Genomic DNA, 26,347 nt, shown 5'->3' with positions numbered 1-26,347 from the left:
TGCATGGCGGCCCGTTCCCGGCGACCTCGGACCCGCGCAGCACCTCGGTCGGCACGCTGGCGATCCGCCGCTTCCTGCGCCCGGTCTGCTACCAGGACATCCCCGCCGACCTGCTGCCGGAGGCCTTGCGCGACGGCAACCCGCTGGGGCTGTGGCGGCGGGTGGATGGAGAACTGGGTCGCACCTAATCGCCAGCCCAAGTCCCCCTCTCCCCGCTTTCGGCGGACCAAAGGTCCGCCTGTCGCGTCAGCGCAAACTACGTTTGCGCGTGAGCGGGGGAGAGGGCTTCTGCTCCATCGCCGCCCGCAGCAGGGCGGCGACGCGGAACGGCGCGTGCAGGAACTTGCTGTAGGGCAGCGTCGCGAACCAGCCGAGCACGAGGCCGAGATGGACCAGCAGCAGCGGCCCCATCGCCGCCGTTTCGCGCATCGCGAGCAGCCCGAGGCCGCTGGCCGCCACCAGGAACAGCAGCGCCAGCAAGGCGCCATCGGCGCCGCTCAGGCTGCGCGCCATCGGTCCCGGATCGGCGCGCCGCTTCAGCAGCGCCAGCCCGGCCGTGCCAACCACCATCCCAATACCCCCGAGGCCGCCGAGCAGGACCGGCAGGCTCAGCAGCGGATAGGGCGCCTGCCAGCCCAGTCCATGGTCGTAGACGGTCGCCACGCCGGTGGCGGCGAAGCAGAGCCCCACCCCATAGAACAGCGCATGGTGGAACCGCCGCCGCGCCTGGGAAAAGCGTTCGTCCCTATCGTTGCAGCCGGCCCCGCCGCCGCCGAGATTGCGCAGGCTGGCCGCATCGCGGAGCGCATCACGCAGAGCCGGCCACAGCGCCGCTCCGGCCGGCGCCGGCCCCATGCCGCGCCAGAAGGACGCCACGCTGAAACCGATGGCGAGCAGCGACCACAGCATCACCGCCCCGGCGACCCCGGCGATGGCCCCCCATGGCACCAGCCGGTAGAAGGCGCCCGGCCCGTCATGCCGCCCGAACAGCACCTCCGCCGGAAGGCTCAGGACCGCCGGCAGCGCCACCAGCACCATCGCGGCCAGGGTGACGGCGGCGACGAAGGACCACCCCGCGCCGGGCAGGCGCCCCCTCAACACCGGCGGCCAGACATGGTCGCGGTAGGTCTGCTGCCGGACCAGACTGAGGCTTTTCGGCAGGTTCAGGTCGAAGGCATGCGGCGGTGCGTACTGGCAGGCGTGATAGCAGGACCGGCAGTTGTGGCAGAGGTTGGACAGGAAGGTCAGGTCCGCCGCCAAGACCAGACTTCGCGACTTCAGCGCGGAGAAGACCGCGCAATAGCCGTCGCAGAACTGGCAGGCATTGCAGATCTCCAGCGCCCGCCGCGCCTCCCCCGCGATCCGGCCGGCCTCGTCGTCAGCGCAGGGCATGGGCTGCGGCCTCCCGTCCGGCGATGCGGCCGAACACGGCGCCGACCGTCATGGCGCCGCCCGCCAGATAGCCGCAGCCGAGGATGTTGGGCGCCATGACGACCCCGGCGGCATAAACCCCCTCCAAACCGGCCCCGTCCCGCCGCAGCACCCGCGCGCGTTCATCGACCCGCACCCCCAGGCAGGTGGAGGTGACGCCGGTCCGCACCGGATAGGCGCCGAAGGGCGGGACCATGATCGGTTCGGCAAGCCGTGTCTTCGGCGGATCGACGCCCGCCGTGCCGCCTCCGCCGGTGATCGCGGCGTTGAAGCCGGCCACCGTGGCCTCCAAGGCCGGCGGAGAAATCCCCAGATCCCTCGCCAGTTCGCCGATGCTGTCCGCCCGGATCGCCGGAAAGATGGAGGGCCGGAACCGCGTCTCGATGGCCGCATCGAAGATCGAGAAGGCGACGGCGCCGGGGCACCGGACCACCAGCTCGCCCCAGGCCGTGTAGCGCGACGGCCCGACGACCGCCCCTTCGTCGGCGAAGCGACGGCCATCCCGGTCCACGACGATGCCGTGGGCGATGCCGTCCAACCGGGTGACGATGCCGCCGTCAAAGGGCGGCGCGCGGCCATCCACCGCGACCATGTGGCAGCGATCCGCCGCCCCCACCGGCTCCGCCCCCTCGTCCAGCAGCGCCTTCAGCGGAATGCCGGTCGCATGCGGGGTGCCGCGGATCGCGAACCGGTCGGCAGCCTCGCCCCACTCCCGCCGCAGCCAGCCGGAATCGGCCTGGAACCCGCCGGAGGCGACGACGAGCGCCCGCGCCGTCACCGTGACGCCCGGCTCCCCCACGGTGACGGCCGGCGCCCCGTCGCGCAGATGCAGCCCTCGCACGGTGCTGTCATACCGGATGGCGACGCCCAGCCCATCGGCGGTGGCATAGAGCGCATTCACCAGCGCCTTCCCGCCGCCGAGGAAGAAGGCGGTCTTGCGCGAATAGGGCAGCACCTCGTCGGCACAGCTTTGGAACCGCACGCCGTTGCCGGCCAGCCAATCGACGATGTCGGCGCTGGCGTCGACGAACAGCCGCGCCAGCCCGTCATCTGCATCCCCAGCCACGCGCCGCAGGTCGGCCAGATAATCGTCGGCCGGATAGCGCCCCCGCACCCACGGGGTCGGCGCGTCATGCATGACCCGCATGTTGCGGGAATGGCGGGCGTTCCCGCCGCGCAGCGCCTTGGGCGCCGCCTCCAGCAGCAGGACCGCCGCGCCGGCCCGGCGGGCGGCGATGGCGGCGCAGAGCGCGGCGTTCCCGCCACCCACCACCAGAACGTCGCAGTCGTACGGTACACCGGTCATCGCCATGGCTTTAGACCCGGACGGCCTGCGCTGGGAAGGGCCAAGCCCTGCGACACAGGGCAGCGCCCCGGCTTTTGCACAAAAACTCCCCATGACAGGATCAAATTCCCATAAGCTCCCCGCCAGAGGTTCCACCCACCCAGGGAGAAAAACCATGGCGCTCGACAGCCGCACCCTTGCCCCCAACGCTCTTGGCGACCGTTTCCCCCGCTGGGCCGAAGAGCCGCCGGTGCCCGCCGAAGGCTCGCTGGTCCCCGGATCCCAGTTCCACGAGGAGCAATGGATCATGGCCGCCGGCATGCTGGCGCGCGGCAGCAGCTTCCTCCAGGTCTCCCGCGCCATGGGCTGCAGCCGCACCACCCTGTGGCGCGCCTATTACGGGTCCAAGGATTTTCGTCACAGGGTGTGGTGGGAACGGCAGGCGCTGAACCGAGAGGCCGAACTCCGCCTGTCCTCGATCCGCGCCCTGGTCGCCGAGCAGATCGAGCGGCTGGTCTCCATGGGCGATCCGGCGACGGTGCGCTGGCTGGCCGACCGGCTGGGGCTGTTCGCCGGTCTCGACGCCCCGGCGGCCGAACGCCCGGCTTCCCAACCCCCGGCCCCCCGGCCGGAAGATCCGCCCGCCGTCACCGCCCCCGAACCGGACGACGACCTCCCCGGCGAACTTCGCGAGCGCATCCCTCCCAACCCCGAGATGATCGCCGCCATCCTGGCCCGGCCGCCGCTGGATGGAACATCCGCTGAAAACTGTTCCACGCCGTTCCACCCCCGACCGATCCGTTCCCCGGACCCGACACGTATCATCAGTTGACATACCAACGTTTAATGCATCCCATATGGGGTGTAACCGGCCGCCATCCGCACCCTGAATTGCGCTATCGGCCGATGGAACGTCGAAATGCAGGAGCCCGCACCCATGACGACCGTGGCGTGTGGAGCGGGGGCGTGTGGAGCAGGGATGGCCGATCCGACGATGCTGCTCGCCGCGGCGCCCGAAGCCATGCCGGGCATCCTGACCGCCCTGGTCGCCGAACAGGACCGGGAGGCCGCGGCATGGCTTGAGACGATCCTGGCCGCCCCGCCCCTGCCCGGTACGGCGGAGTTCATGCGCCTGTTCGCCATCGCCGGCCGCAGGCTGGGCGCCACTGCACCGCAGGGCTGGCCGCCCTCCCGCCTCGCCCGCGCCGCCCTGCTCGCCGTTGCCGCCGCACTGTGTTTCCCGCTGACCCTGGCGCTCCAGAAGGTCATTCCGGGGACATGAGCCTGCCATTCCGAGCCGCACCCCGACATCATCAGGAACCCACCGCCGCCATGCCGAGTTGTCGCCCGGGGCCGGACGAAATCGTCCCGCCCGTCCACAGCGACGCGGAGGTTGTTTCGATGGTTCCCGACTGGCTGCATGTGTTGTCCATCGCCGCCCTGGTCTTCGGCGGGCTGTGCGCGCTGATCGTGCTGGTCGACGTGGTGCGCCATCCCCAGCACATGTGGATCATGAACGTCGTCTGGCCGGTGACCGCCCTGTTCGGGACGGTCCTCACCCTCTGGGGCTATTTCACCTATGGCCGGCTGGCGACCCACGAGATGATGCGGCAGGCGAAGGAGCGCGGCGAGGAAATGCCGAGCAAGCGCGACACGCCCTTCCCGATGATGGTCGCCAAGGGGGCGGCCCATTGCGGCAGCGGCTGCACGCTGGGCGACATCATCGCCGAATGGCTGGTGGTGTTCGCACCGACGGTGGCGGTCTGGTTCGGCTGGCGCAGCCTGTTCGCCGAGAAGATGTTCGCGGTGTGGATCGTCGACTTCATCTTCGCCTTCGCATTCGGCGTCGCCTTCCAGTATTTCACCATCAAGCCGATGCGCAACCTGTCCCCCGGCGAAGGGCTGGTGCAGGCGGTGAAGGCCGATGCGGCCTCGCTGACGGCGTGGCAGGTCGGCATGTACGGCTTCATGGCCTTCGCCGGCTTTTACCTGTTCGGCACGGTGCTGGGCGCAAAGCTGGAGCCGGCCTCCCCGGAGTTCTGGTTCATGATGCAGATCGCCATGCTCTGCGGCTTCGTCACATCCTACCCGGTCAACTGGTGGCTGATCTCCACCGGCGTGAAGGAGAGGATGTAGGCTGGAACCCGCCCCTTTTGCCCTGATCCTCCCCGATTTTTCCGTTGTGCCGCAGGACGTCACCTCCGAACTCAGGAGGCATGCTGATGAGTGGAGCGGCTCTGGCCATCGCGCTGGCCTATTTCGGGTTCCTGTTCGCCATCGCCTCCTGGGGGGACCGCCGGGCGCGCCGCCATGGGACGCAGCCGGGGGCGGGATCGGGTCCGCTGGTCTATGCGCTGTCGCTGGCCGTCTACTGCACCGGCTGGACCTTCTACGGCAGCGTCGGCATGGCGTCGACCGGCGGTTATGCCTTCCTGCCGATCTATGTCGGCCCGATCCTGATCTTCACGCTGGGATGGCCGCTGCTGCACAAGATCCTGCGGATCGCCAAGGCCCAGAACATCACCTCGATCGCCGATTTCCTTGCCGCCCGCTATGGCAAGAGCCAGTCGGTCGCGGCCATCGTCACGTTGGGCGCCATCGTCGGGACCGTGCCCTACATGGCGTTGCAGTTGAAGGCCGTCTCGTCCAGCTTCGCCGTCCTGCTGCGCTATCCCGAGATCGTCATGTTGGAGCAGCCGGCGGCCTCCCCGATCTGGGCCGACAGCGCGCTGGTCGCCGCCGTGGTGTTCGCCCTGTTCGCCATTTTGTTCGGCACGTGCCACGTCGACGCGACCGAACGCAACGAAGGCATGATGCTGGCCATCGCCGTGGAGGCGGTGATGAAGCTGGCCGCCTTCCTCGCCATCGGCGCCTACGCGACCTGGGGACTGTTCGACGGACCGGCCGACCTGCTGCGTCTGGCATCGGCCGAGCCGGACCTGCGGCACCAGTTCGCCAGCGGCGTCAACGGTTCCAGCTGGATCACCATGACCGCGCTGGCCGGGTTGTCGGTCCTCTGCCTGCCGCGCATGTTCCACGTCGCCGTCATCGAGAACCGCGACGAGGAGCATATCCGGCAGGCGACGTGGCTGTTCCCGACCTATCTCGCGGCCATGGCCCTGTTCGTCGTTCCAATCGCCGCAGCCGGCCTCCTGCTGTTCCCCGAAGGCTCGGTGGACCGCGACATGACGGTTCTGGCCCTGCCCATGTCCGGCCGGCAGGAAATTCTGACGACCATCGCCTTCGTCGGCGGCCTGTCCGCCGCCACCGGCATGGTGATCGTCTCCTCCGTCGCCATCGCCAACATGGTCAGCAACGATCTGGTGGTGCCCATCCTGCTGCGCCGCCGTGGCGGCCGGATCGATCGTCTGGACATGCGCCGGCTGATCCTGGGCACCCGCCGGGTGACGATCCTGGTGCTGATGCTGCTGTCCTACGTCTATTACCGGATGATCGGGACCGGCTTCCCTCTGGCCTCCATCGGCCTCGTCAGCCTCGCCGCGGTGGCGCAGTTCGCGCCGGCCCTGATCGGCGGCATGATCTGGCGGGGGGCCACAGCGACCGGCGCCGTCTGGGGCGTCGTCGCCGGCTTCGTCGTGTGGGGCTACACGCTGCTGCTGCCGGCGATCATCGAGGCCGGCTGGCTGTCGTCCACCATCCTGACCACCGGTCCGTTCGGAACCGGCCTGCTGGCGCCGCAGCGTCTGCTCGGCTTCCATTTCGATCCTTTCGTCCATGGCGTGACCTGGAGCCTGCTCGCCAACAGCGTGGTCTACATCGCGGTCTCGCTGCGGACGGTGCCACGGCCGATCGAGCGTTTGCAGGCCGGCGCCTTCACCGACACCGACCTCCAGTGGAGCCATGCCGGGTTCGAACCGCGCACCGGCTCCGTCACGGCGGAAGAACTGAGGACGGTGGCCGCCCGCTATCTCGGCCCCGAACGGGCGGAGCATGGCTTCGCCGGCCTGTCGGCGTCCAACAGCACGGGAGAAGCCGACCTGCGCCTGATCCGGCAGACGGAGAAACTGCTGGCGAGCGCCATCGGCGCCGCCTCCGCCCGGCTGGTGATGGCCCTGACGCTGGAACGGCACAGCGTCGGCAAGGGCAACGCGCTGCGGCTGCTGGACGACGCGACGGCGGCCATCCAGTACAACCGCGACGTCCTGCAGACGACCATGGAGAACGTCGCCCAGGGGATCGCCGTCTTCGACAAGGATCTGCGGCTGGTCAGCTGGAACCGCCGCTTCCGCCGGCTGCTGGCGATCCCGGCGGAGATGGAACCGGCCGGGATCGCCCTTCCGGAAATCCTGCGCTTCGGCGCCTTGCATGGGCTCTACGGCCAGGGCGATCCCGCCGCCCTCGTCGCCCGGCAGCTCGACGTCTTCCTCGCCAGCATCGCCAACCCGGTCGAGCAGCACCGGCCGGACGGCAGCGTCCTGGAGATGCACACCTGCCGGATGCCCGGCGGCGGCTATGTCACCACCTTCTCCGACATGACGGAGCGTGTCCGCGCCGCCGCGGCGCTGGCCGAAGCCAAGGACCGGCTGGAGCAGCGCGTCCGCCAGCGCACCGCCGAACTGGCCCGTGCCAAGGCTGCGGCGGAGGAAGCCAGCCAGGACAAGACGCGCTTCCTCGCCGCGGCGAGCCACGATTTGCTGCAGCCACTGAACGCCGCGCGCCTCTATGCCTCCAGCCTCGGCGACCGGATGCCGAACGACGCGCTGATCGGCAAGCTGGACGGCGCCCTGGCGTCGGTGGAGGAACTGTTGGGGGAACTGCTGGACATCTCCCGGCTCGACGCCGGCGCGGTGAAGCCGGAGCGGCAGAGCTTCCCGCTCGGCCGACTTTTCGCCACGCTGGCGGTGGAGTTCGCGCCGCTGGCGGAGCAGCGGGGGCTGCAACTGCGCATCCTGCCCTGCAGCCTCGCCGTCGACAGCGACTGGCGCCTGCTGCACCGGCTGCTGCAGAACCTGCTGGCCAATGCGATCCGCTACACGCCTCAGGGCCGGGTGCTTCTGGGCGCCCGCCGGGCCGCCGGCCATGTCCTGGTCCAAGTCTGCGACACCGGCATCGGCATTCCAGAGGACAAGCAGGCCCTAGTCTTCGGCGAGTTCCGGCGCTTCGCCGAGGCACCGGGGGTGGAACATGGGCTGGGGCTGGGGCTGTCCATCGTCGAGCGCATCGGCCGCGTGCTCGACCATCCGGTGACGCTGCACTCCATCCCCGGCCGCGGAACCGTCTTCGCTGTCCGCATCGCGCGCGGCGTGTCGCTGCCGGATGCACAGGCCGATCGTCAGGCGGCGGATGCGCAGTCCACGCCGGCCGAGCGGACGAGCATCCTGTGCATCGACAACGACCCCACCATCCTGGACGGGATGCGGACGATGCTGGGCGGCTGGGGCTGTCGGGTGCGGACCGCCACCGGGCTCACCGCCGCCCTGGCCGAAGCGGAGAGCGGAGCGCCGGATCTCATCCTCGCCGATGTCCATCTGAACGAAGGAGAGGACGGTTTCGCCTGCGTCCAGGCGGTGCGGCAGCGGCTGCGCCATCCGGTTCCGGCGGCCCTGATCACCGCCGACCGGTCCGCCAGCGTCAAGGAACGGGCGGAGAGCCTCGGCCTGCCGCTGCTGAACAAGCCGATCCGCCCGGCCGCCCTGCGAACGCTGATGCGCCGCCTGACCAATGCGCGGCCGGCGGCGGAATAGGCGGGCCTCAGCCGGCCCGCCGCTCTTCCGCCGCGCGGCGGATCATCTCCTGCGGGGCGTCGGCGTCCTCGGCCAACTGGCGGACGAGGATCACGGCCTGGGTGCGGCTGGTGACGCCCAGCTTCTGCAGGATCGCCGAGACATGCGCCTTCACCGTGCCTTCGGACACGCCCAGCTCATAGGCGATCTGCTTGTTCACCAGCCCGTCGTTCAGCATCATCAGGACCCGGACCTGCTGCGGCGTCAGGCTGGCGATCCGGGCGGCCGCATCCTCTTCCCTGCCTGCACCGTCCGGCTCCTGCAGCGCCGGCCGCCACAACTCGCCCGCCAGCAGGGCCTGCAGCGCCTCGCCCAGCATGTCGGACGGGGCGGATTTCGGGATGTAGCCGCAGGCGCCGGCGCCAAGGGCACGGCGGATCACCCGCGGCTCCTCGTTGGCGGAGATCACCGCGATGGGCAAGGCGGGAAAGCGGCTGCACAGATAGACCAGCCCGGCGAAGCCCTGCATCCCCGGCATGTTCAGGTCGAGAAGAAGCAGATCGGCGTCCGGGCTTTCCTCCAGCGCCGCCGCCGCCGCATCCAGCGTCCCGGCCTCGACGATTTCGGCCTCGGGCAGCGCACGGGCGATGGCGAGACGCATGGCGTCGCGGAACATGGGGTGATCGTCGGCGACGACGATGTGGGTGGGCATGATTGGGTCCTGTTGGCTTCGCCGCTAAACCAAAGTCACATGGAAGTCACGAGGAGGACGACATAGCTTTCTGAACGAGTGAGAAACACGTCGCACCGCCGGAAACCGCATTGCGCCGATGGGCTAATGCGGACGCCCAGTCCCCAGGCGGTGTCGACCAGAGACGGAAACAGGACCGATGAAGCGGCGCAACCTCCTGACGGCCATGGGCCTCGGGCTGGGCGGAGCCGTGCTCGCCACCCCGGCGATCGCACAAGGGCCGCCGCAGATCCGATGGCCGCTGGCCGCGACCTTCCCGAGGGAACTGGACATCCTGAACGGCGGGGTGGAGGTCCTCGTCCGCCGGGTCGCTCGGCTGACCGGAAACCGGTTCGTCATCGACCGCGACTCCTCACTGCTACCGATGACGGATCAGCCGATGCTCGATTTCGTCGGAAGCGGCGGCGCGCCGATCGGACTGGGCGCCAGCTATCAGGCGATGGACCGCGAGCCGGCGCTGGTCTTCGACACCTCGGTCCCCTTCGGATTGAACGCGCGGCAGCAGAATGCCTGGATGTACCAGGGCGGCGGACTGATGCTGATGCGCGAACTGCTTGCCGACCACGATGTGGTCCCTTTCCCGGTCGGCAACACCGGCTCACAGCTGGGAGGCTGGTTTCGGCGGGAAATCCGCGCCGCGCAGGATCTGAACGGACTGAAATTCCGTGTGTCCGGAATGGCCGCCGACGTGCTTCGCCGCCTGGGCGGCCAACCGCAGCGGACCGGCCATGCCGGGCTGCGCACCGCGCTGGAGGACAAGACTCTCGACGCGGCGGCGTGGGCCGGCCCGCATGACGATCTGCGGCTCGGCCTGCACAAGGTTGCGCCCTATTGCTACTACCCCGGCTTTCTCGAGGGGAACGCGCAGCTGTCCTGCTACGTCAACCGCCACGCCTGGGACCGGCTGCCGCCCGAGTACCGGGAGGCGGTGGAGGTCGCCTGCGCCGACGCAAATCTCTGGGTCACCGCACGCTACGACGCCCTCAACCCCGCCGCCCTGAAGCAGCTGACGGCCGAGGGGGCGATCCTTCGCCCCTTTCCGCTGGAGATATTGCGGGCCGCCCACCGGGCCACCGAGGAGCAGTTGGAGGCGCTGGCCTCGGCGAACGGCCGCTTCCGCAAGGTCTACTCCTCATGGAAGCCGTTCCGCGACGCCCAGCATCTTTGGTTCCGCATCGCCGAGAACAGCTTCGACCGTTCCGCCTCCCTGCAGTCGCCGGAGACTTCCCGGAACTAGGCCCAAAACCAGGGAGACCCCCCCCTGCGCCAACCCAAAAGGAGCGCATGATGACCTATGACTTCGACCGGGACCTGATCCGGTCCATGCCAGCGATGGAACGCTTCGCGCGCAGCCTGACCCGCAACCCCGCCGAGGCCGACGACCTCGTCCAGGACTGCTTGGAACGTGCGCTCCGCCACCGCGAGAAGTTCGAGCAGGGCACGAACTTGGAAGCCTGGCTCTGCACCATCCTGAAGAACGTCCATTACAGCAAATGGACCCGCAAGCGCCGCTTCGGCGAGGTCGAGGTGATGGACGGCGAAATCGCCAGCGCACCGTCACAGGACCATCAGGTCTTGCTGCGGGAGGTGGCGACGGCCATCGGCGGACTATCGGAGGAGCATCAGCGGTTGATCCGCATCGTCGCCGTCGATGGCGACAGTTATCTCGAAGCGGCCGACGAGCTGGGCGTTTCGGTCGGCACCGTCCGGTCCCGCCTGTCCCGCGCCCGCAACCGGCTGCGGGCGGACTGCGAGACACTGCGCCGTCCACCCCTGGCCCGGCGTACCGGGCTGCCGATGTCCGGCCGTTCGTCCGGATATTCGGAAATGGCCCGGCGAACGGCCGGTTAGACCGGCTCCGGCCGAGCCCCTTCAGTCGGCGGTCCGATCCGACAGACTGTCCCGCGCGCTGCGGCAGCGGACGCGCAACGCCTCGCGGTCACGGTCGAGGAAGTCGCTCCGCTCGCCCGCAGCCTCGATGAGGGCGATCTGCGCCAGCAGCGGCTGCCGGCGCGGCTCGTCGCTGACATAGGGTGCCAGAGCCTCAAGAGCTTCCGCCACGCGGATCAGAACGGCCGGCATTGTGGCGCCTGCCTGCCGGATCTGATCGAAGGCCGCCCGCACCAGCCCGTCATGGTCGGTCACGTTGCGGACCACACGCAAAGCGCCCGTCTTGTCGAACAGCACCGCCACCTGCAGCGGCCGTTCGAAGATGCGGGACAGCGCCGAGGACAGCATGTCGATGACGGTCAGCGCGGTATAGACGTCGTTGATCCCCGGCGACAGCGCCCGCAATGACATCTCCACCAACTGGCGGATGCCGTATTCGAGGTCCTGGGTCGGGGTCCGCTCGGTCCCGACGATGAAGGCCTGCCGGATGGAGCGGCGGAACGCCTCGTCACAAGCCTCCGGCGGATGCACGGCAAGGTGACGGCCGCGAACGAGTGCGAAATGCCCGGGCCGGACGTCGAGCCAGAGAACCGCGTCGGCCTCGCACGCCTTGCGCACGAGCATGTCGAAGTCGACCGCCTGGACATAGCCGTCCTCTCCCAGCCCGAACCACACCGCGTCCTCCGGCACTGGCGGCGGCATTTTTCCCGCGTCCGCATTCTCCGGCAAAAGCAGATCGATGGACGCGCGCAACTGGTGCGACACGTCGCGCACGGCGTTGTCGTACATGATCGACCGCGCCAGCTTGTGCACGAAGAACAGCAGCACGAACAGACATAAGGCCGAAAGCGCGGTCCCGACGGTGATCGCGAAGTGAGGGATCGCATTGTCGGATGGGGTGCCGATGCTGCGGAAAACCACCAGCAGATAGAGAATCGTCGCCACGAACAGTCCCAGCACCGCCTGCGTCTGGGGATCGCCGATGAAATTGCGCACCAGACGGGGGCCGAGTTGCCCGGCGGCCAGGGTCAGCACCACGACGGTGATGGAGACCACCAGCGACGTCATCGTGATGATGCCCGACAGCAGGGCGCCCATCAGTTGGCGGGCGCTTTCGGGATCGCCACTGTAGACCAGCCACAGCTCGGCCGCCCCGTCGGGCAGCACCGGTCCTCTGGTGACGAGAAGGACCGCCAGCGCCACCGCGGCGAGGCTCATCAGCAGCGGCACGAACCACAGGCTCTCGCGCAGAAACATCCAGTAATAACGCAGGCGGCCCTTCACTCCAATCACCCCAGCGGAAGCGGAACGAACAGCGACTGGCCATCCCGCCGCCGTAGAAGGATAACATGGTCCTTCCCGGACTTGCGGGCCTGATCGACGACATTTGCCACGTCACTGGGATCACCCACCGTCTGCTGCCCCGCCCGGGTAATGACGTCACCCGGCTCGAAGCCGGCCTTCGCCGCCGGGCTGTCCGGCGCAACCTCCACCACCGCGGCACCGTTCACGTCGGAATCGAGCGAGAACTCCTTGCGCAGCTCGGGCGTGATCGGCGCCAGCGTCAGGCCGAGCTGGCCCCCGCCGGGCTGCTGCTGTTTCGCCTCCGCCTGCTCCGCCGGCGGTTGCAGTTCCGCGATCCGCGCCTCCAACGTCACCGGCTTGCCGTCGCGCAGGACAACGACGCGGGTGGTATCGCCGGGCTTGGTCTGCGCCACCATCCGGGTCAGCTCATGCGGGCCGGCCACCTGCTTGCCGGCGAATTCGGTGATGAGATCGCCACTCTTCAGCCCGGCCTTGGCGGCAGGGGCGTCCTTGGACACATCGGCAACCAGCGCGCCGGACTGGTCCTTGAGGTCGAGCGCCTGGGCGATGTCCGGCGTGACCGGCTGGATGGTGACGCCCAAATAACCGCGGGTCACCCGGCCGTTGCTGCGCAGCTCGTCGATGACCGGGCGGGCGAGCGACGCGGGAATGGCAAAACCGATGCCGATGTTGCCGCCGGACTGGCTGAAGATCGCGGTGTTGACGCCGATCACCTCGCCCTTGACGTTGAACATCGGGCCGCCGGAATTGCCGCGGTTGATGGCGGCGTCGGTCTGCAGGAAATCGTCGTAGGGTCCGGCGCCGATGTCGCGCGCCCGGGCGGATATGATGCCGGCGGTCACCGTGCCGCCCAGCCCGAACGGGTTGCCGATCGCCACGACCCAATCGCCGACGCGCATGGTGCTGCTGTCGCCCCAGGAGACACTGGGCAGCGGCTTGTCGGACTCCACCTTCAGCAGGGCAAGATCAGTCTTGACGTCCGTTCCCACGATCTTGGCCGGCAGCTTGCGCTTGTCGGTCAGCGTGACCTCGACCTTGTCGGCATGCTCCACAACGTGGTTGTTGGTGACGACGTAGCCGCTGGGATCGATGATGAAGCCGGAGCCGAGTGACATGCCGTGCGGCCGGGCCGGCGCCTCTCCGCGTGGGGCTCCCTGCCCATGGCCGCCGGGGGCGCCCGGTGTCTGCCGCCGCAACAACTCCTCCATGAAGTCGCGCAACGGGCTGTCGGGCAGCATGGAGAAGGGGCCTGCGCCGCCCTGTTGGTCGGACTGCGCCATCTGCGGCCGTTCCGGGGCGGTAGAGGCCGTGATCGTCACCACCGACGGCAGCTTCGCCTCGGCAAGGTCGGCGAAGCTGGCCGGCATTTCTCCGGCCGGTCCCGACTTGCCCTGCGCCAGCGCGGGACCGGCCGGGGCCAGGAGGAGCCCGGCGGCCACGACGAGCCACATCCGGCTGCGCCTCCGTACGGGCGCCGGCCCCCGGTCGATAAGCCGGTGTTGATCAGGAAGAACATGCATCGGAAACCTCATTGCTGCGGACATGCGGAAAGGGCGGGGAGACGCCTGTCCCCCCGCGGTTCATGGCTACGCGGACGGCGCCTTACTGCTTTGTCGCGCCGCTGTCCGAACCGGTATGGCCGGTGGTGGAGGTCCCGGACTGGCCGCCGGTCGTCGCAGTGCCGGAGCCGGTCGACGAGCTGCCCGACATCTGCGACGGCGGGTTGATGGTCATGAACACCTGATTGCCGTCCTGGGTCTGGGCCTGGACCAGATAGGCGGCGTCGATGACCGTCACATTCTTGAAGCCGGCCTGCTCCAACTGCTTGCGGAGCTTATCCTGGGTCATCGCCTGAATCTGCGAATGGGTCTGGGTGGCTGCGGCGCTGCCGTTCTTCTGCGTGCTCTGCTGGCCGGTGGACGACTGCGCGAAAGCCGGCGTGCCGGCGGTCAGGGCGAGGCCGATGACGGGAATGAGCATTGCGATACGCATGGCATGTCCTTTTGTGTTTGCGTTTCCTGCAGGGCGTGCCTGCGCAGGGCCAACTCCCGCCGCCGGATCTGCTCCCGCCGCCGGGGTCCGCGCATTGGTGGAAGACTGCCTATTTCTGCGGCGGCACCAGAATCCGGAACTTGTGCTGGGGATTTCGGGGAAACGGACCCTGACCAAGATGAACGCCTGCGCCGCCTGTTCCTCCGCCCAATCGGCGGGCAGGCGCACCTCCGCACCGTAGCTCGCCCAGTTGCGGGTGGAGGCGCCGGTGGTGTGGCCGGCCCGCGCCAGATCGAGCGTGTCGGGAAAGAACGGCAGGTCATCGAAGCGGATCTCCGCCGACAGGCCCGACCCGCGGCGATCTCCAGCAGATGGCCGAGCAGGCCGTACCCCGTCACGCTGGACGGCATGCACCCCGTCCAGCGTGGCCAGCGCCCCGCCAGCGACCGGGACGCCTACGGCGGTGCAGGCGGATTGCCCGCCTTCCAATCACACGGGAGGTGCGGGGACGCACCGTCGCTTGTGGTTCCGCCGTCCGGATCGGAAAGGTCATGACGGTGATCGGGACCGGGCAACTGATCTGTCGGTGGAGGTCCCGACGGGGCTCTACGTCGAAAGCGGATAGCCCCCTGATGAAGTGCTGTTCCAATGGCTTGGCCGCATGGTGCCAAGCGCCCGGAGCAGTCGGGCTAGCCCGACCGAAGCCATGGAACCGGATCGCGGATGGGGGACTTGTACGGATGAACGCCAACCCCGATGCCGTTCCCTCGCCCCGTTCCTCGTCCCGGTCGAGCCCACACGATGCCGGGCCGGAAAATAGGGAGACACAGCCATGGACCGACGCCGCTTCTTCAAAGCGGCCGCAGCAGCCGGACTGGTGGCTGCCGCAGGACCGACGCGCATCGCGCAACCTGTCGAAAATCTCTGGGAACTGCCGGCGTGACGGGGGATTGAACCGTGCCGGGAGTCTTCAGCCCCACCGCCAACATCGCGACCAAGCTGGTGCTCTACACGCTGCTGGCCGGACTGGTCACGCTGGTCGGCGGCGCGTGGTTCTTCCCCAGCACCACCTATGCGACACGGCAGGGCATCGTGCAGCCGCAGCCGGTGCCCTTCAGCCACGAGCATCATGTCGGCGGTCTGGGGCTGGACTGCCGCTATTGCCACACCTCGGTGGAGGAGTCGGCCAATGCCGGACTGCCGCCGACCCACACCTGCATGACCTGCCATTCGCAGATCTGGACCAACGCGGAGCTGCTGGCCCCGGTGCGCCAGAGCCTCGCCACCGGCAAGCCAATCCGCTGGAACCGCGTCAACACGCTGCCCGACTACGTCTTCTTCAACCACAGCATCCATGTCGCCAAGGGCGTGGCCTGCACCACCTGCCACGGGCCGGTGGACACCATGCCCCTGACCTGGAAGGGAGCGAGCCTGCAGATGAGCTGGTGCCTGGACTGCCACCGCGACCCTGCCCCGAACCTGCGCCCGAAGGAGGCGGTCTTCGACACCGACTGGAAGCGGACTGCGGCGACGCCGTCCGGCAAGCAGTTGATGGCGCGCTACCACATCCATCCCGAAACCCTGTCCGACTGCTCGGTGTGCCACCGATGACGGAGCGGCGGGAGGAGCTGGCCCGGCGGATCGAGGGCCGATTGGCCGGGCGGAGCGGCCGGGCGCTGTGGCGCAGCCTGGAGGAGCTGTCGCGCGAGCCGGCGGTGGTGGAGTTGCTGCGCGCCGAGTTCCCCGGCCTGCCGGATCTTGCGGAGGCGCGGGTCGGCCGCCGCCGGCTGCTGGAACTGATGGGCGCCTCCTTCGCGCTGGCCGGGCTGTCTGGCTGCGGGCCCGGAGAGGCGGCGGGAGATGCCACGGATCAGGCAATTCCCTATGTAGCGATGCCGCCCGGTCTCGTTCCCGGCGTCGCCCGCCATTTCGCCACCGCCGTCACACGCGGCGGCTATGCCGACGGTGTGCTGGCCATCCACCAGATGGGGCGCCCGGTCCAGCTGGAGGGCAATCCGGAGCATCCCGCCAGCCTCGGCGCGCTTGACCCGATCATCCAGGCGAGCATCCTTGACCTCTACGACCCCGACCGCTCGCGCACGGTGCTGACCGCCGGCCGGGCGGCCAGCGTCAATGGACTGGTCAAGGCGCTGGTCGACCGCTTGCCCGCTCTGGGCGCGCGCGGCGGCGACGGGCTGCGGCTGCTGACCGGCACCGTCACCTCTCCCACGCTCGCCGGGCAGATCGCCGCGTTGAAGCAGCGCTTCCCAGCGCTGCAATGGCACCGCTGGGAAGCGGACGGGCGTGACACGGTGCGGGCCGGGGCGATGCTGGCGTTCGGGCGACCGGTGGACACGGTGCTGCACCTAGACCAGGCGAAGACGATCCTGGCGGTGGAAAGCGATTTTCTTGACAGCGCGCCCGGCCATCTGCGCTACGCCCGCGATTTCGCCCGCCGCCGCCGCGCGGCCGAAGAGGGCCGGCCGGAGGAAATGAGCCGCCTCTATGCGGTGGAAAGCGTGCCGACCCTGGCCGGCGCCCGCGCCGACCATCGCTTCGCCGCCCGCCCGGACGAGGTGGAGGTGGTGGTCCGCGCGCTGGCCGCAGAGCTTGGCGTCGGACCGGCGGACTGGCGCCAGGACGCCGCCGGCTGGCTCGGCGCGGTCGCCCGCGACCTGTCCGCCAACCGCGGCGCGGCGCTGGTCCATGCCGGGCCGGCGCAATCTGCGGAGGTCCATGCGTTGGTCCACGCCATCAATGAGGCGTTGGGCGCACCCGGCCATACGGTGAGCTACATCCAACCGGTGGAGGCCGATCCGGTCGACCATGGCGAGTCGCTGAAAGGACTGGTCGCCGACATGGCGGCCGGACGGGTCGACACATTGCTGATCCTGGGCAGCAACCCCGTCTTCACCGCGCCCGTCGACCTCGATTTCGCCGGGGCGTTGGGAAAGGTCCCGTTGTCTGTCCATCTCGGCACCGCGGTGGACGAGACCGCCATGCTCTGCACATGGCATGTGCCGGAAGCGCATGAGCTGGAACGCTGGGGCGACGCGCGGGCCTTCGACGGCACCGTCACCATCCAGCAGCCGCAGATCAAGCCCTTGTGGGGCGGCTGGTCGCCACACGAGCTGCTGGCGGTCTTCACCGGCGAGACGCGGCCCGATGGTTACGCCATCCTGCGTGCTGGCTGGATCGAAAGATTCCAGGGCAAAGGTGATGCGGAGCGGCTGTGGGCCGACGCCCTGCGCACCGGCGTGGTGCCGGACAGCGCCGCCGCACCGGTTTCCGTTTCGCCTGCGTCCGATCTCGCAACCCGGCTGCCGCCGGCGCCGGCACGACCGGACGGCGGGACGCTGACCGCTCTGTTCCGGCCGGATCCGTGGCTGCGCGACGGGCGGTACGCCAATCTCGGCTGGCTGCAGGAGCTGCCGCGCCCCTTCACCACCTTGACCTGGGACAACGCCCTGCTGATGGCGCCGGCAACCGCGGAGCGGCTGGGCCTGCAGAACGAGGATGTGGTGGAGGTGCGCACCGCCGCCGGCCAACTTCGCGCGCCGGTCTGGCGGGTGACCGGCCATGCCCCCGACTGCGTCACCCTGCCCTTCGGCTTCGGCCGCAAGGTGGTGGGCCGGGTCGGGCGCGGCGTCGGCTTCGACGCCTTCCGGCTGCGGCCGCTCGACCATCTCTGGCAACTGCCGGGGGTGGAGCTGCGCAAGACCGGCGAGATCTACCGGCTGGCCGCCACCCAGCACCACCAGTTGATCGACAGCCCCGACGTGGTCCGTCACGCCACGCTGGACGAGTTCCGCCAGGATCCCGGCTTCGCCAAGCGCAAGGAGCCGGAACACTCGCTCTATCCCGATTACGAGTATCCGCGGAACGCCTGGGGCATGGCGATCAACCTTAACTCCTGCATCGGCTGCAGCGCCTGCACCGCCGCCTGCCAGGGGGAGAACAACATCGCCGTCGTCGGCAAGGAGCAGGTGCTGCGGAACCGCCAATTGCACTGGATCCGCATCGACACCTGGTACGAGGGCGAGACGGAGGCGCCGGATCAGACCTATTTCCAGCCGATGCCCTGCATGCATTGCGAAAACGCACCCTGCGAGGTGGTCTGCCCGGTCGGGGCGACCATGCATGACGCCGACGGTCTGAACGTGATGGTCTACAACCGCTGCGTCGGCACCCGGTTCTGCTCCAACAACTGTCCCTACAAAGTCCGGCGCTTCAACTACTTCAACTATTCGGCGGACGACAACCGGCTGTCGCAATCCTGGAATCCCGACGTTTCCGTGCGGGCGCGCGGCGTCATGGAGAAATGCACCTATTGCATCCAGCGAATCCGCAACGCCCGCATCACCGCCGACCGCGAGAACCGGCCGATCCGCGACGGCGACGTGAAGACCGCCTGCCAACAGGCCTGCCCGGCGGAGGCCATCGTCTTCGGCGACCTGAACGACAAGGACAGCGCGGTCAATCGCCGCAAGGCGAGCCCGCTGGACTATGGCGTGCTGACCGAACTGAACACCAAGCCGCGCACGACTTACGAGGCCCGGCTGCGCAACCCCAACCCCGAAATCCAGGAGGTGTGAGGCGGTGGGCCCATCTCCCGAAACCAGACAGGAGCTGAACAGGGTCACCCATATGGACGTGATTGGGCCGGGCGTGACCGCGCTGTCGGTGACCGTCCATGTCAGTGACCTCGTGCTGGAACGCCGCACGCCCCTCTGGTGGTGGGCCGGCTTCGGGCTGTCGCTCGGTCTGCTCGGCCTGTTCGTGGTGGCGCTCGGCTGGCTGTTCATCCGCGGCGTCGGCATCTGGGGCATCGACTGGCCGGTCGCCTGGGGCTTCGCCATCGGAAACTATGTCTGGTGGGTCGGTATGGCCAGCGGCGGGACGCTGATTTCCGCCCTGTTCTTCCTGACCCGGTCGGAATGGCGCAGCGCCACCAGCCGCATCGCCGAGACCATGACGGTGTTCTGCGTCGCCTGCGCCGGAATCATGCCGATCATCCATCTCGGGCGCTGGTGGTATTTCTACTGGCTGTTCCCCTATCCCAACACGATGGCGCTGTGGCCGCAGTTCCGCAGCCCGCTGCATTGGGATTTCGTCGCCATCCTGGTCTATGTCGCCGGATCGATGCTGTTCTGGTATGTCGGGCTGCTGCCCGACCTCGCCACCCTGCGCGACCGGGCGCGGCGGCGCTGGCAGCGGGTGCTGTATGGGCTGCTGGCGCTGGGCTGGCAGGGATCGTCGCGGCACTGGCGCCAGTTCAAGATCCTGTACGGCCTGTTCGCGGCATTGATGGCGCCGCTGGTCTGTTCCATCCACAGCATCGTCGGGCTGGATTTTGCCGGCGGCCTGACGCCGGGATGGCACGAGACGCAGTTCCCGCCCTATTTCGTCTTCGGCGCCGCGCTGTCCGGCTTCGCCGTGGTGCTGATGCTGGTCATTCCGCTGCGCCGGGCGCTGGATCTCACCGGCGTCATCACGTTGCGCCACATCGACGTGCTGGCGCGGCTGATGCTGACTGCCAGCCTGCTGCTGTCCTACTGCTATCTGATGGAGGTGTTCATGCCCTTCTACCGGGGGGAGGAGCACGAGATCACGGTGGTGATGTCGGAACTCGGCGGCTATTACGCACCCTGGTACTGGGCGAAGATCATCCTGAACGGTGTCGTGCCGCAACTGCTGTGGATCCGGCCGCTGCGGCTGAACCGGCCGCTGCTGTTCCTGATCGCGCTGTGCGTGGTGGTCGGCATGTGGATCGAACGCTACGTCATCGTCGTCGGCGGCCTGCACCGGAACTACACGGAATCGAGCTGGTTCGTCTTCATGCCGACCTTCTGGGACTGGGCGACGCTGGCCGGGTCGGTCGGGCTGTTCCTGACCGGTTTCTTCCTGGCGCTGCGCTTCATCCCGATGGTGTCGATGTTCGAACTGCGCGAACTCCTCCACAAGAAGAGGGCGGAGGGCGGGCGATGAGCGCACATCGCGGCACCGGCCACACAATCCGCGGCACACTGGCCGCCTTCGACAGCCCCGATGCGATGCTGGAAGCCCTGCGCCGCCTGCGGCAGGAGGGGTTCACCGGGCTGGAGGTCTACAGCCCCTATGCGGTGGAGGAGGTGGACGAGTTGCTGGGCCGCAAATCACGGGCCTTGGCGCTGATCATCGTGGCGGCCGGCGTGGTGGGTGCGGTCGGCGGCTTCCTCCTGCAATATTGGGGCATGGTGCTGAGCTATCCGCTGAACATCGGCGGACGGCCGCTGAACAGCTGGCCGGCCTTCAGCACTACGACGTTCGAACTGGCGGCGCTGGCCATCCTGCTGGTCGGCTTTTTTGCCTTCTGCAAGTTCTGCCGACTGCCGCGCCTCTACGATCCGATCTTCGATGCGCCCGGGTTCGAACATGCCTCGCAGGACCGGTTCCTGATCTGGATCGCGGAGCGGGAGGGGCGCGATGACAGCGACCTGTTGCAACGGCTGCTGCCCCATGGCGAAGGCGTAAAGATCGACGAGGTGCCGGCATGATCCGGCTGTTTCCCCTCGCCCTTCTGCTGAGCGCGGCGACGCTGCTGGGGGCCTGCGATAACATGGCGAAGCAGCCACGCGACAAGACCTGGACGCCCGCCAATGCCAACTCAGGCAGCCGGGCTTGGCCGCCGGAGCCGGCGCCCAACACCGTCGCGCGCGAGGACCTGCCGCAACCGGCCCCGGCATTGACGGCGGCCCTGCTCGACCGTGGCAAAGAGCGCTACGAGATCTACTGCACGCCCTGCCACGGCTATCTCGGCGACGGCAACGGCATGATCGTCCAGCGCGGCTTCCCGCATCCGCCCTCCTTCCACAGCGAGGCGTTGCGCAACGCCCCAACCCGGCATTTCTACGACGTCGCCACCAACGGCTGGGGAGCGATGTATTCCTATGCCGACCGCGTCACTCCCGACGACCGCTGGGCCATCGCTGCCTATATCCGGGCGCTGCAGACCAGCCAAAACACCGCGGCGGCCGATTTGCCGGACGATGTGCGGAGGACGCTGCGATGAGCCGGCGCCCGCTTCTCGCCGCCATCGGCGTGGCACTGGCCGGTGGTGCGGTCTGCGCCATCGGCGCGCTGGTCGATCCGCAGGCGGTGCTGCGCGGCTGGCTGGCGTCCTTCGCCTTCTGGATCGGGCTGCCGCTGGGCGCCATGATGCTGCTGTTCGCCCACGACCTGACCGGCGGACGCTGGGGATCGGCCGTGGTGCCGCCCCTGCGCGCCATGGTCGCCGTGCTGCCGCTGGCGCTCCTGCTTCTGGTGCCGGTGCTGATCCTGCTGCCGGAGCTGTACCCCTGGGCAAGGCCGGTGGAGGCCATGCATCTGAAGAACCGTTTCTACCTGAACACCCCCTTCTTCTACGGGCGGGCGGCGGTCTATGCCGTGGTCTGGCTCGGGCTGGCCCTGGCGACGCTGCTGCGCTCCGGACGGGGCCGCAACCCGCTGGCGGCGCCGGGGCTGATCCTGCTGGGGCTGACCGTCACCTTCGCCTCCTTCGACTGGTTCATGTCGGTGGAGCCCGATTGGGGGTCCAGCATCTACGGGATGATGATCGTCAGCGGTCAACTTCTTGGTGCCCTGGCGTTGGCGACGCTGGCGGCAATCCTGGGCGGACGGAGGGACGCGGGGCAGAGGAGGGACCTTGGCAGCCTGCTGATCGCCGCCATTCTGCTGTGGTTCTACCTGTCCTTCATGCAGTTCCTGATCGTCTGGCAGGAGAATCTGCCGCACGAGATCACGTGGTACGTCGCACGCCTGTCCGGCGGCTGGGGCTGGATCGCGGTGCTGGGCGCACTGGCGCAGGGAGCATTGCCGTTCGCGGCCCTGATCTGGTGGCCGGTGAAGCGCAGCCGGGGCGGCTTGGCGGCCATCTGCCTGCTGCTGCTGGCCGCGCATCTGCTGGAATGCTGGTGGCTGATCCTGCCGGGGCTGGAGGGCGGCTTCACCTGGTTCGCCCCCGCCGCGACACTGGCGATGGGTGGCGCCGGCATGGCGGTGTTCCTGTGGCGCTTGGGCGCCGACCGGCGACACTCGGGCCGGAGCGGGCACGTCACCCGCGCCGACGACCTGATGGCGGAAGGCGTTCGCCATGGATAAGGCCACACGCATCAACCGGCCCGGCATCGCCGGGACCGCGGCGGCGATGTTGTTGGGCTGGACGCGGCTGGGACGCGGCCGTTCGCCGAAGCGGCCTGACCCGGAGGGCCGCAATCCCGACACGCGCTTCGAGAAGCGGGACACGCCGCCCTGGCTGTTCGTCCTGCTCGGCGCGCTGGCGGCCGGCCTGATCGGGACGGTCGTGGTCTCGCTGATGCTGATCTTCCCCGATGCGACCACCGACCGGAACCGCGGCCTGACGACGCCGATGCCGGAACCACGCCTGCAGACCGATCCACCCGCCGACTTCAAGCTCTACAAGGAGCGATCTTTGGAACGGCTGACCGGCTATGGCTGGGCCGACCAAGAGCGCGGCATCGCCCACATTCCCATCGACGAGGCGATGCGCCGCGTCGCCGAGCACGGAATTCCCGACTGGCCGGCGGACGCAAGGCAGGAGGGGCAGCGATGAGACGGCTCGCCATCGCCACCCTGACCGGCCTTCTGCTGGCTCTGCCCGTGACAGGTGCGCACGCCTCTCCGACGGCCCTGCTGCCGTCCGGCTTCAAGGATTTCGCCTTCGACCAGCATCTGGGAACGCAGTTGCCGCGCGACATCCGGCTGCGCGACGAGGCCGGCAAAGCCGTCACCACCGCGGCGCTGTTCGACAAGGGGAAGCCGCTGGTTCTGGTCTTCGACTATTTCCGCTGCACGACGCTGTGCGGCGTGGTGCTGGGCGATCTGTCGGCGGCCCTCGAACAGGTGCCGCTGACGCCGGGCAAGGATTACGCGGTGATGGCGGTCAGCATCGATCCAAACGAGAGCCCGGCTGACGCGGCGGCGATGAAGGCACGGCATTTCGAACGCGATCCGGCACTGGCCGGCGCCATCCACGCGCTGGTCGACGACCCGGCCGATCAGGGGCGAGACGTGCGCCGCCTCGCCACCGCAGCCGGCTTCCCCTACAAGCTGGACGAGGCCAGCGGGCAATATGCCCATCCCGCCGGCGTGGTGCTGGTCTCGCCGGGCGGGACGGTCTCCCGCTACATCCTGGGAATCGGCTACGACCCCACCGACCTGCGGCTCGGGCTGGTCGACGCCTCAAAGGGGGCCGTCGGTTCGGTGGCCGACCATCTGCTGCTGCTCTGCTACGGCTACGACCCGGCGCAGGGCAAATACAACGCCGAGGTGGGCCGCCTGATGCAGGCGACCGGCGCCGTCTCGGTCCTGGGCGTCGGGCTGCTGGTGTGGCGCGCCACCCGCCGGCCGGGAAAGGGGTGAGGCCGGCCATGGGAAGCATGCAACTCCTCCCCCCCACCGCGTCCGCCCATGCCGCCGACATGGATTGGCTGTTTGCCGCCCTGATCGGCACCAGCGCCTTCATCCTATTGCTGGTCTTCGGGCTGATGATCGGCTTCTGCGTCCGCTACCGGAAGGGCAGCAAGGTGGAGCGCGGCAACCGGCTGGGCCGCACCTGGAGGGTTGAGACCGCCTGGACCGTCGCCACCTTCATCGGTTTTCTCGGCCTCTATTTCTGGGGAGCGGACCTCTATGTCGGCATCCACAGCCCGCCCAAGGACGCCACCGACATCTATGTCGTCGGCAAGCAGTGGATGTGGAAGATCGAGCATCCCGGCGGCCAGCGCGAGATCGACACGCTGCATGTCCCGGTCGGCAAGCCGGTGCGGCTGGTGCTGACCTCGCAGGACGTGATCCACGACTTCGCCATCCCCGCCTTCCGCGTCCGCCAGGACGCCCTTCCCGGCCGGTACGAGACGCTGTGGTTCACCCCGACGAAGGTCGGCGAATATCGCCTGTTCTGCGCGGAGTTCTGTGGCACTTGGCATGCCCGGATGGGCGGCACCGTCGTCGTCATGGAACCGTCCGACTTCCAGCGCTGGCTGGACAGCCAGGACCCCGGCCCCAGCCTCGCCCAGGAGGGGGAGGCGCTGTTCCGCAGCTATGGCTGCAGCGGCTGCCACGGCACCGCCAGCACCGTCCACGCGCCAAAGCTGGAAGGGCTGTTCGGCCGCCCGGTGCCGCTGGAGGATGGCCGCACCGTCATCGCCGACGACCGCTATATCCGCGATTCGATCCTGAAACCGAAGTCGGAGATCGCCGCCGGCTATCCGCCGGTCATGCCCTCCTTCGCCGGGCAGATCGGCGAGGACGATCTGCTGAAGCTGGTCGCCTACATCAAATCGCTGGCCGACAAGACGGCTGAAAACTCCCAAACCGGCCAATCGGCCGGTAGCGCGGAAAGGCCCGCCCAATGACCACCGCGACCGTGACCGGAAAGCCGGACGAGCCCGTCGTCGCCACCAGGAACTACCTGACGGAGGAAGGCGTCACCCTGCGGTCCTGGCTGCTGACCAAGGATCACAAGCGGATCGCCATCCTCTACACCCTGTCGATCACCTTCTTCTTCTTCGTCGGCGGGCTGGCGGCGACGCTGATCCGGCTCAATCTGGTGACGCCGGCCGGCATCTTCACGCCGGACATCTACAACCGGCTGTTCACGCTGCACGGCATCGTGATGGTCTGGTTCTTCCTGATCCCATCGATCCCCAACACCATGGGCAACTTCCTGATCCCGCTGATGATCGGCGCCAAGGATCTGGCGTTCCCGCGCCTGAACCTGCTCAGCTGGTACCTGTATATGGGAGCAGGCTTCCTGGCGCTGTTCGCCATCCTGATCGGCGGGGTTGACACCGGCTGGACCTTCTACACGCCGTTTTCCTCGCTCTATTCCAACGGCTATGTGGTGCTGGCGCTGGCCGCCGTATTCGCCGTCGGCTTCTCCTCCATCCTGACCGGGCTGAACTTCATCGTCACCACCCACCGGATGCGGGCACCGGGGATGACGTGGTACCGGCTGCCGGTTTTCGTCTGGTCGAACTACGCCACCTCCGTCATCATGGTGCTGGCGACGCCGGTGCTGGCGATCACCCTGATGCTGGTGGCGGTGGAACGGCTGCTGCGGGTCGGCATCTTCGACCCGGCGCTGGGCGGCGACCCGCTGCTGTTCCAGCACCTGTTCTGGTTCTACTCCCACCCCGCGGTCTACATCATGATCCTGCCGGGCTTCGGCGTGATCAGCGAGATCGTGCCCTGCTTCGCCCGCAAGCCGCTGTTCGGCTACAAGTTCGTGGTGTGGTCGAGCATCACCATCGCGATCATCGGCTTCTTCGTGTGGGCGCACCACATGTTCGTCGCCGGCATCTCGCTCTATGCCGGGCTGGTCTTCTCGCTGCTCAGCTACGTCATCGCGGTGCCGTCGGCGATCAAGGTGTTCAACTGGACCGCCACGCTGCACAAGGGCTGGATCAGCTTCGACGCGCCGATGCTCTATGCCCTGGGCTTCATCGGGCTGTTCACCATCGGCGGGCTGACCGGACTGTTCGTCGCCAACCTCGCGTTCGATGTCCATGTCACCGACACCTATTTCGTCGTGGCGCACTTCCACTACATCATGGTCGGCGGCATGGTCAGCGCCTATTTCGGCGGGCTGCATTACTGGTGGCCCAAGGTGACGGGGCGGCTTTATCCGGAATGGTGGGCGCGCATCGCGGCGCTGCTGATCTTCTTCGGCTTCAACCTGACCTTCTTCCCGCAATTCATCCTGGGCTATCTGGGGATGGAGCGGCGTTACTATTCCTACCCGCCGGAATTCCAGGCCTGGAACATCTTCTCGTCGGCCGGCGCGTCGGTGTTGGCGGTCGGCTATGCCTTGCCCTTCTTCTATCTCGGCTGGTCGCTGTTCCGCGGCAAGCGGGCAGGATCCAACCCGTGGGCGGCGACCGGGCTGGAGTGGCAGACCTCCTCCCCCCCGCCCGCCCACAATTTCGA

The 26,347-nt window shown here is 68.4% G+C and carries 23 protein-coding genes and 1 pseudogene; 18 read left to right on the top strand and 6 right to left on the bottom strand.

The window, feature by feature from the left end; all coding sequences use genetic code 11:
* Positions 1-188: pseudogene (locus TSH20_RS33755) on the top strand (aldehyde dehydrogenase (NADP(+))); the annotation flags it as partial.
* 58 nt (positions 189-246) lie between these two features.
* Here the strand turns inward: TSH20_RS33755 and tcuB are convergent.
* Both tcuB and tcuA read right to left on the bottom strand, forming a co-directional pair.
* Positions 247-1,392 carry a tricarballylate utilization 4Fe-4S protein TcuB gene (gene tcuB / locus TSH20_RS33745; protein WP_109155903.1) on the bottom strand — a complete coding sequence of 382 codons (1,146 nt, stop codon included), beginning with the start codon at positions 1,390-1,392 and terminating at the stop codon, positions 247-249.
* Positions 1,379-2,830, bottom strand: a complete 1,452-nt coding sequence (gene tcuA, locus TSH20_RS33740) for an FAD-dependent tricarballylate dehydrogenase TcuA (RefSeq protein ID WP_109155902.1) — start codon at positions 2,828-2,830, stop codon at positions 1,379-1,381. The genes tcuB and tcuA overlap by 14 nt, the downstream gene beginning before the upstream one ends.
* A gap of 61 nt (positions 2,831-2,891) precedes the next feature.
* Between tcuA and TSH20_RS33735 the strand changes: the two genes are divergently transcribed.
* The 4 genes from TSH20_RS33735 (at position 2,892) to TSH20_RS33720 (ending at position 8,421) form a co-directional block, all read left to right on the top strand.
* A complete protein-coding gene (locus tag TSH20_RS33735) occupies positions 2,892-3,548 on the top strand; it encodes a hypothetical protein (protein ID WP_247871164.1) in 657 nt (218 codons plus the stop codon).
* A 147-nt stretch (positions 3,549-3,695) separates the two neighbouring features.
* Positions 3,696-3,998 (top strand): hypothetical protein, encoded by a 303-nt coding sequence (locus tag TSH20_RS33730; RefSeq protein WP_109155901.1) that lies wholly within the window; start codon positions 3,696-3,698, stop codon positions 3,996-3,998.
* 50 nt (positions 3,999-4,048) lie between these two features.
* On the top strand, positions 4,049-4,852 hold the full coding sequence (locus tag TSH20_RS33725; RefSeq protein WP_247871163.1) for a DUF4396 domain-containing protein: 804 nt from the start codon (positions 4,049-4,051) through the stop codon (positions 4,850-4,852).
* Positions 4,853-4,938: 86 nt separating this feature from the next.
* Entirely contained in the window at positions 4,939-8,421 is a 3,483-nt protein-coding gene (locus tag TSH20_RS33720; protein ID WP_199231890.1) for a PAS domain-containing hybrid sensor histidine kinase/response regulator, read from the top strand.
* Positions 8,422-8,428: 7 nt separating this feature from the next.
* On the opposite strand, the gene TSH20_RS33715 is transcribed toward TSH20_RS33720, so the two are convergent.
* The gene (locus TSH20_RS33715; protein ID WP_109155898.1) at positions 8,429-9,112 is read right to left on the bottom strand and encodes a response regulator transcription factor; all 684 of its coding nucleotides are present in this window, start codon (positions 9,110-9,112) and stop codon (positions 8,429-8,431) included.
* A gap of 178 nt (positions 9,113-9,290) precedes the next feature.
* Here TSH20_RS33715 and TSH20_RS33710 point away from each other — a divergent pair, with 178 nt between their 5' ends.
* Together TSH20_RS33710 and TSH20_RS33705 are read left to right on the top strand one after the other, a co-directional pair.
* Positions 9,291-10,388, top strand: coding sequence for an ABC transporter substrate-binding protein (locus TSH20_RS33710; RefSeq protein WP_109155897.1), 1,098 nt, complete (start codon positions 9,291-9,293; stop codon positions 10,386-10,388).
* A 47-nt stretch (positions 10,389-10,435) separates the two neighbouring features.
* A complete protein-coding gene (locus tag TSH20_RS33705) occupies positions 10,436-11,002 on the top strand; it encodes a sigma-70 family RNA polymerase sigma factor (protein WP_158282112.1) in 567 nt (188 codons plus the stop codon).
* A gap of 21 nt (positions 11,003-11,023) precedes the next feature.
* Here TSH20_RS33705 and TSH20_RS33700 read toward each other — a convergent pair whose 3' ends face one another.
* From TSH20_RS33700 to TSH20_RS33690, 3 genes are all read right to left on the bottom strand, one after another.
* Positions 11,024-12,325, bottom strand: coding sequence for a DUF2254 domain-containing protein (locus TSH20_RS33700; RefSeq protein ID WP_109155906.1), 1,302 nt, complete (start codon positions 12,323-12,325; stop codon positions 11,024-11,026).
* Between the two features lie 5 nt (positions 12,326-12,330).
* Positions 12,331-13,818 carry a DegQ family serine endoprotease gene (locus TSH20_RS33695; RefSeq protein WP_247871162.1) on the bottom strand — a complete coding sequence of 496 codons (1,488 nt, stop codon included), beginning with the start codon at positions 13,816-13,818 and terminating at the stop codon, positions 12,331-12,333.
* 151 nt (positions 13,819-13,969) lie between these two features.
* On the bottom strand, positions 13,970-14,359 hold the full coding sequence (locus tag TSH20_RS33690; protein ID WP_109155894.1) for a hypothetical protein: 390 nt from the start codon (positions 14,357-14,359) through the stop codon (positions 13,970-13,972).
* Positions 14,360-15,191: 832 nt separating this feature from the next.
* On the opposite strand from TSH20_RS33690, the gene TSH20_RS33685 reads away from it, so the two are divergent.
* From TSH20_RS33685 to TSH20_RS33635, 11 genes are all read left to right on the top strand, one after another.
* Complete coding sequence (locus tag TSH20_RS33685) at positions 15,192-15,302, top strand: twin-arginine translocation signal domain-containing protein (RefSeq protein WP_109155893.1); 111 nt, start codon at positions 15,192-15,194, stop codon at positions 15,300-15,302.
* 14 nt (positions 15,303-15,316) lie between these two features.
* The gene (locus TSH20_RS33680; RefSeq protein WP_109155892.1) at positions 15,317-15,970 is read left to right on the top strand and encodes a cytochrome c3 family protein; all 654 of its coding nucleotides are present in this window, start codon (positions 15,317-15,319) and stop codon (positions 15,968-15,970) included.
* Complete coding sequence (locus tag TSH20_RS36265) at positions 15,967-18,954, top strand: TAT-variant-translocated molybdopterin oxidoreductase (protein WP_109155891.1); 2,988 nt, start codon at positions 15,967-15,969, stop codon at positions 18,952-18,954. Before TSH20_RS33680 ends, TSH20_RS36265 begins: the two co-directional genes overlap by 4 nt.
* A gap of 52 nt (positions 18,955-19,006) precedes the next feature.
* Positions 19,007-20,347, top strand: coding sequence for an NrfD/PsrC family molybdoenzyme membrane anchor subunit (nrfD, locus tag TSH20_RS33670; protein ID WP_109155890.1), 1,341 nt, complete (start codon positions 19,007-19,009; stop codon positions 20,345-20,347).
* Positions 20,344-20,895, top strand: a complete 552-nt coding sequence (locus TSH20_RS33665; protein WP_109155889.1) for a DUF3341 domain-containing protein — start codon at positions 20,344-20,346, stop codon at positions 20,893-20,895. The genes nrfD and TSH20_RS33665 overlap by 4 nt, the downstream gene beginning before the upstream one ends.
* Positions 20,892-21,410 (top strand): cytochrome c, encoded by a 519-nt coding sequence (locus TSH20_RS33660; protein WP_109155888.1) that lies wholly within the window; start codon positions 20,892-20,894, stop codon positions 21,408-21,410. Before TSH20_RS33665 ends, TSH20_RS33660 begins: the two co-directional genes overlap by 4 nt.
* Positions 21,407-22,498 carry a hypothetical protein gene (locus TSH20_RS33655; protein WP_109155887.1) on the top strand — a complete coding sequence of 364 codons (1,092 nt, stop codon included), beginning with the start codon at positions 21,407-21,409 and terminating at the stop codon, positions 22,496-22,498. Before TSH20_RS33660 ends, TSH20_RS33655 begins: the two co-directional genes overlap by 4 nt.
* A complete protein-coding gene (locus TSH20_RS36035; RefSeq protein ID WP_247871161.1) occupies positions 22,491-22,970 on the top strand; it encodes a hypothetical protein in 480 nt (159 codons plus the stop codon). Before TSH20_RS33655 ends, TSH20_RS36035 begins: the two co-directional genes overlap by 8 nt.
* Entirely contained in the window at positions 22,967-23,779 is an 813-nt protein-coding gene (locus TSH20_RS33645; RefSeq protein ID WP_109155886.1) for an SCO family protein, read from the top strand. Before TSH20_RS36035 ends, TSH20_RS33645 begins: the two co-directional genes overlap by 4 nt.
* A gap of 17 nt (positions 23,780-23,796) precedes the next feature.
* Positions 23,797-24,774, top strand: coding sequence for a cytochrome c oxidase subunit II (gene coxB / locus TSH20_RS33640; protein WP_109155904.1), 978 nt, complete (start codon positions 23,797-23,799; stop codon positions 24,772-24,774).
* A partial coding sequence (locus tag TSH20_RS33635; protein ID WP_109493031.1) for a cbb3-type cytochrome c oxidase subunit I occupies positions 24,771-26,347 on the top strand: 1,577 nt, incomplete at its 3' end. The genes coxB and TSH20_RS33635, both read left to right, overlap by 4 nt.

It is taken from the genome of Azospirillum sp. TSH20, from assembly GCF_003115935.1.
GTDB lineage: Bacteria > Pseudomonadota > Alphaproteobacteria > Azospirillales > Azospirillaceae > Azospirillum.
The sequence above is the reverse complement of the archived record's forward strand: the minus strand, read 5'-3'. Positions and strand labels throughout refer to the sequence as shown.

Bases quoted from the DNA above. Each gene is read 5' to 3' on its own strand.
- TSH20_RS33720 (WP_199231890.1), top strand. From the start codon at position 4,939: ATGAGTGGAGCGGCTCTGGCCATCGCGCTGGCCTATTTCGGGTTCCTG.
- TSH20_RS33730 (WP_109155901.1), top strand. From the start codon at position 3,696: ATGGCCGATCCGACGATGCTGCTCGCCGCGGCGCCCGAAGCCATGCCG.
- nrfD (WP_109155890.1), top strand. From the start codon at position 19,007: ATGGACGTGATTGGGCCGGGCGTGACCGCGCTGTCGGTGACCGTCCAT.
- TSH20_RS33660 (WP_109155888.1), top strand. From the start codon at position 20,892: ATGATCCGGCTGTTTCCCCTCGCCCTTCTGCTGAGCGCGGCGACGCTG.
- coxB (WP_109155904.1), top strand. From the start codon at position 23,797: ATGCAACTCCTCCCCCCCACCGCGTCCGCCCATGCCGCCGACATGGAT.
- TSH20_RS33685 (WP_109155893.1), top strand. From the start codon at position 15,192: ATGGACCGACGCCGCTTCTTCAAAGCGGCCGCAGCAGCCGGACTGGTG.
- TSH20_RS33725 (WP_247871163.1), top strand. From the start codon at position 4,049: ATGCCGAGTTGTCGCCCGGGGCCGGACGAAATCGTCCCGCCCGTCCAC.
- TSH20_RS33715 (WP_109155898.1), bottom strand. From the start codon at position 9,112: ATGCCCACCCACATCGTCGTCGCCGACGATCACCCCATGTTCCGCGAC.
- TSH20_RS33645 (WP_109155886.1), top strand. From the start codon at position 22,967: ATGAGACGGCTCGCCATCGCCACCCTGACCGGCCTTCTGCTGGCTCTG.
- TSH20_RS33665 (WP_109155889.1), top strand. From the start codon at position 20,344: ATGAGCGCACATCGCGGCACCGGCCACACAATCCGCGGCACACTGGCC.
- TSH20_RS36035 (WP_247871161.1), top strand. From the start codon at position 22,491: ATGGATAAGGCCACACGCATCAACCGGCCCGGCATCGCCGGGACCGCG.
- TSH20_RS33655 (WP_109155887.1), top strand. From the start codon at position 21,407: ATGAGCCGGCGCCCGCTTCTCGCCGCCATCGGCGTGGCACTGGCCGGT.
- TSH20_RS33695 (WP_247871162.1), bottom strand. From the start codon at position 13,818: ATGTGGCTCGTCGTGGCCGCCGGGCTCCTCCTGGCCCCGGCCGGTCCC.
- TSH20_RS33705 (WP_158282112.1), top strand. From the start codon at position 10,436: ATGATGACCTATGACTTCGACCGGGACCTGATCCGGTCCATGCCAGCG.
- TSH20_RS33690 (WP_109155894.1), bottom strand. From the start codon at position 14,359: ATGCGTATCGCAATGCTCATTCCCGTCATCGGCCTCGCCCTGACCGCC.
- TSH20_RS36265 (WP_109155891.1), top strand. From the start codon at position 15,967: ATGACGGAGCGGCGGGAGGAGCTGGCCCGGCGGATCGAGGGCCGATTG.
- tcuB (WP_109155903.1), bottom strand. From the start codon at position 1,392: ATGCCCTGCGCTGACGACGAGGCCGGCCGGATCGCGGGGGAGGCGCGG.
- TSH20_RS33735 (WP_247871164.1), top strand. From the start codon at position 2,892: ATGGCGCTCGACAGCCGCACCCTTGCCCCCAACGCTCTTGGCGACCGT.
- tcuA (WP_109155902.1), bottom strand. From the start codon at position 2,830: ATGGGGAGTTTTTGTGCAAAAGCCGGGGCGCTGCCCTGTGTCGCAGGG.
- TSH20_RS33710 (WP_109155897.1), top strand. From the start codon at position 9,291: ATGAAGCGGCGCAACCTCCTGACGGCCATGGGCCTCGGGCTGGGCGGA.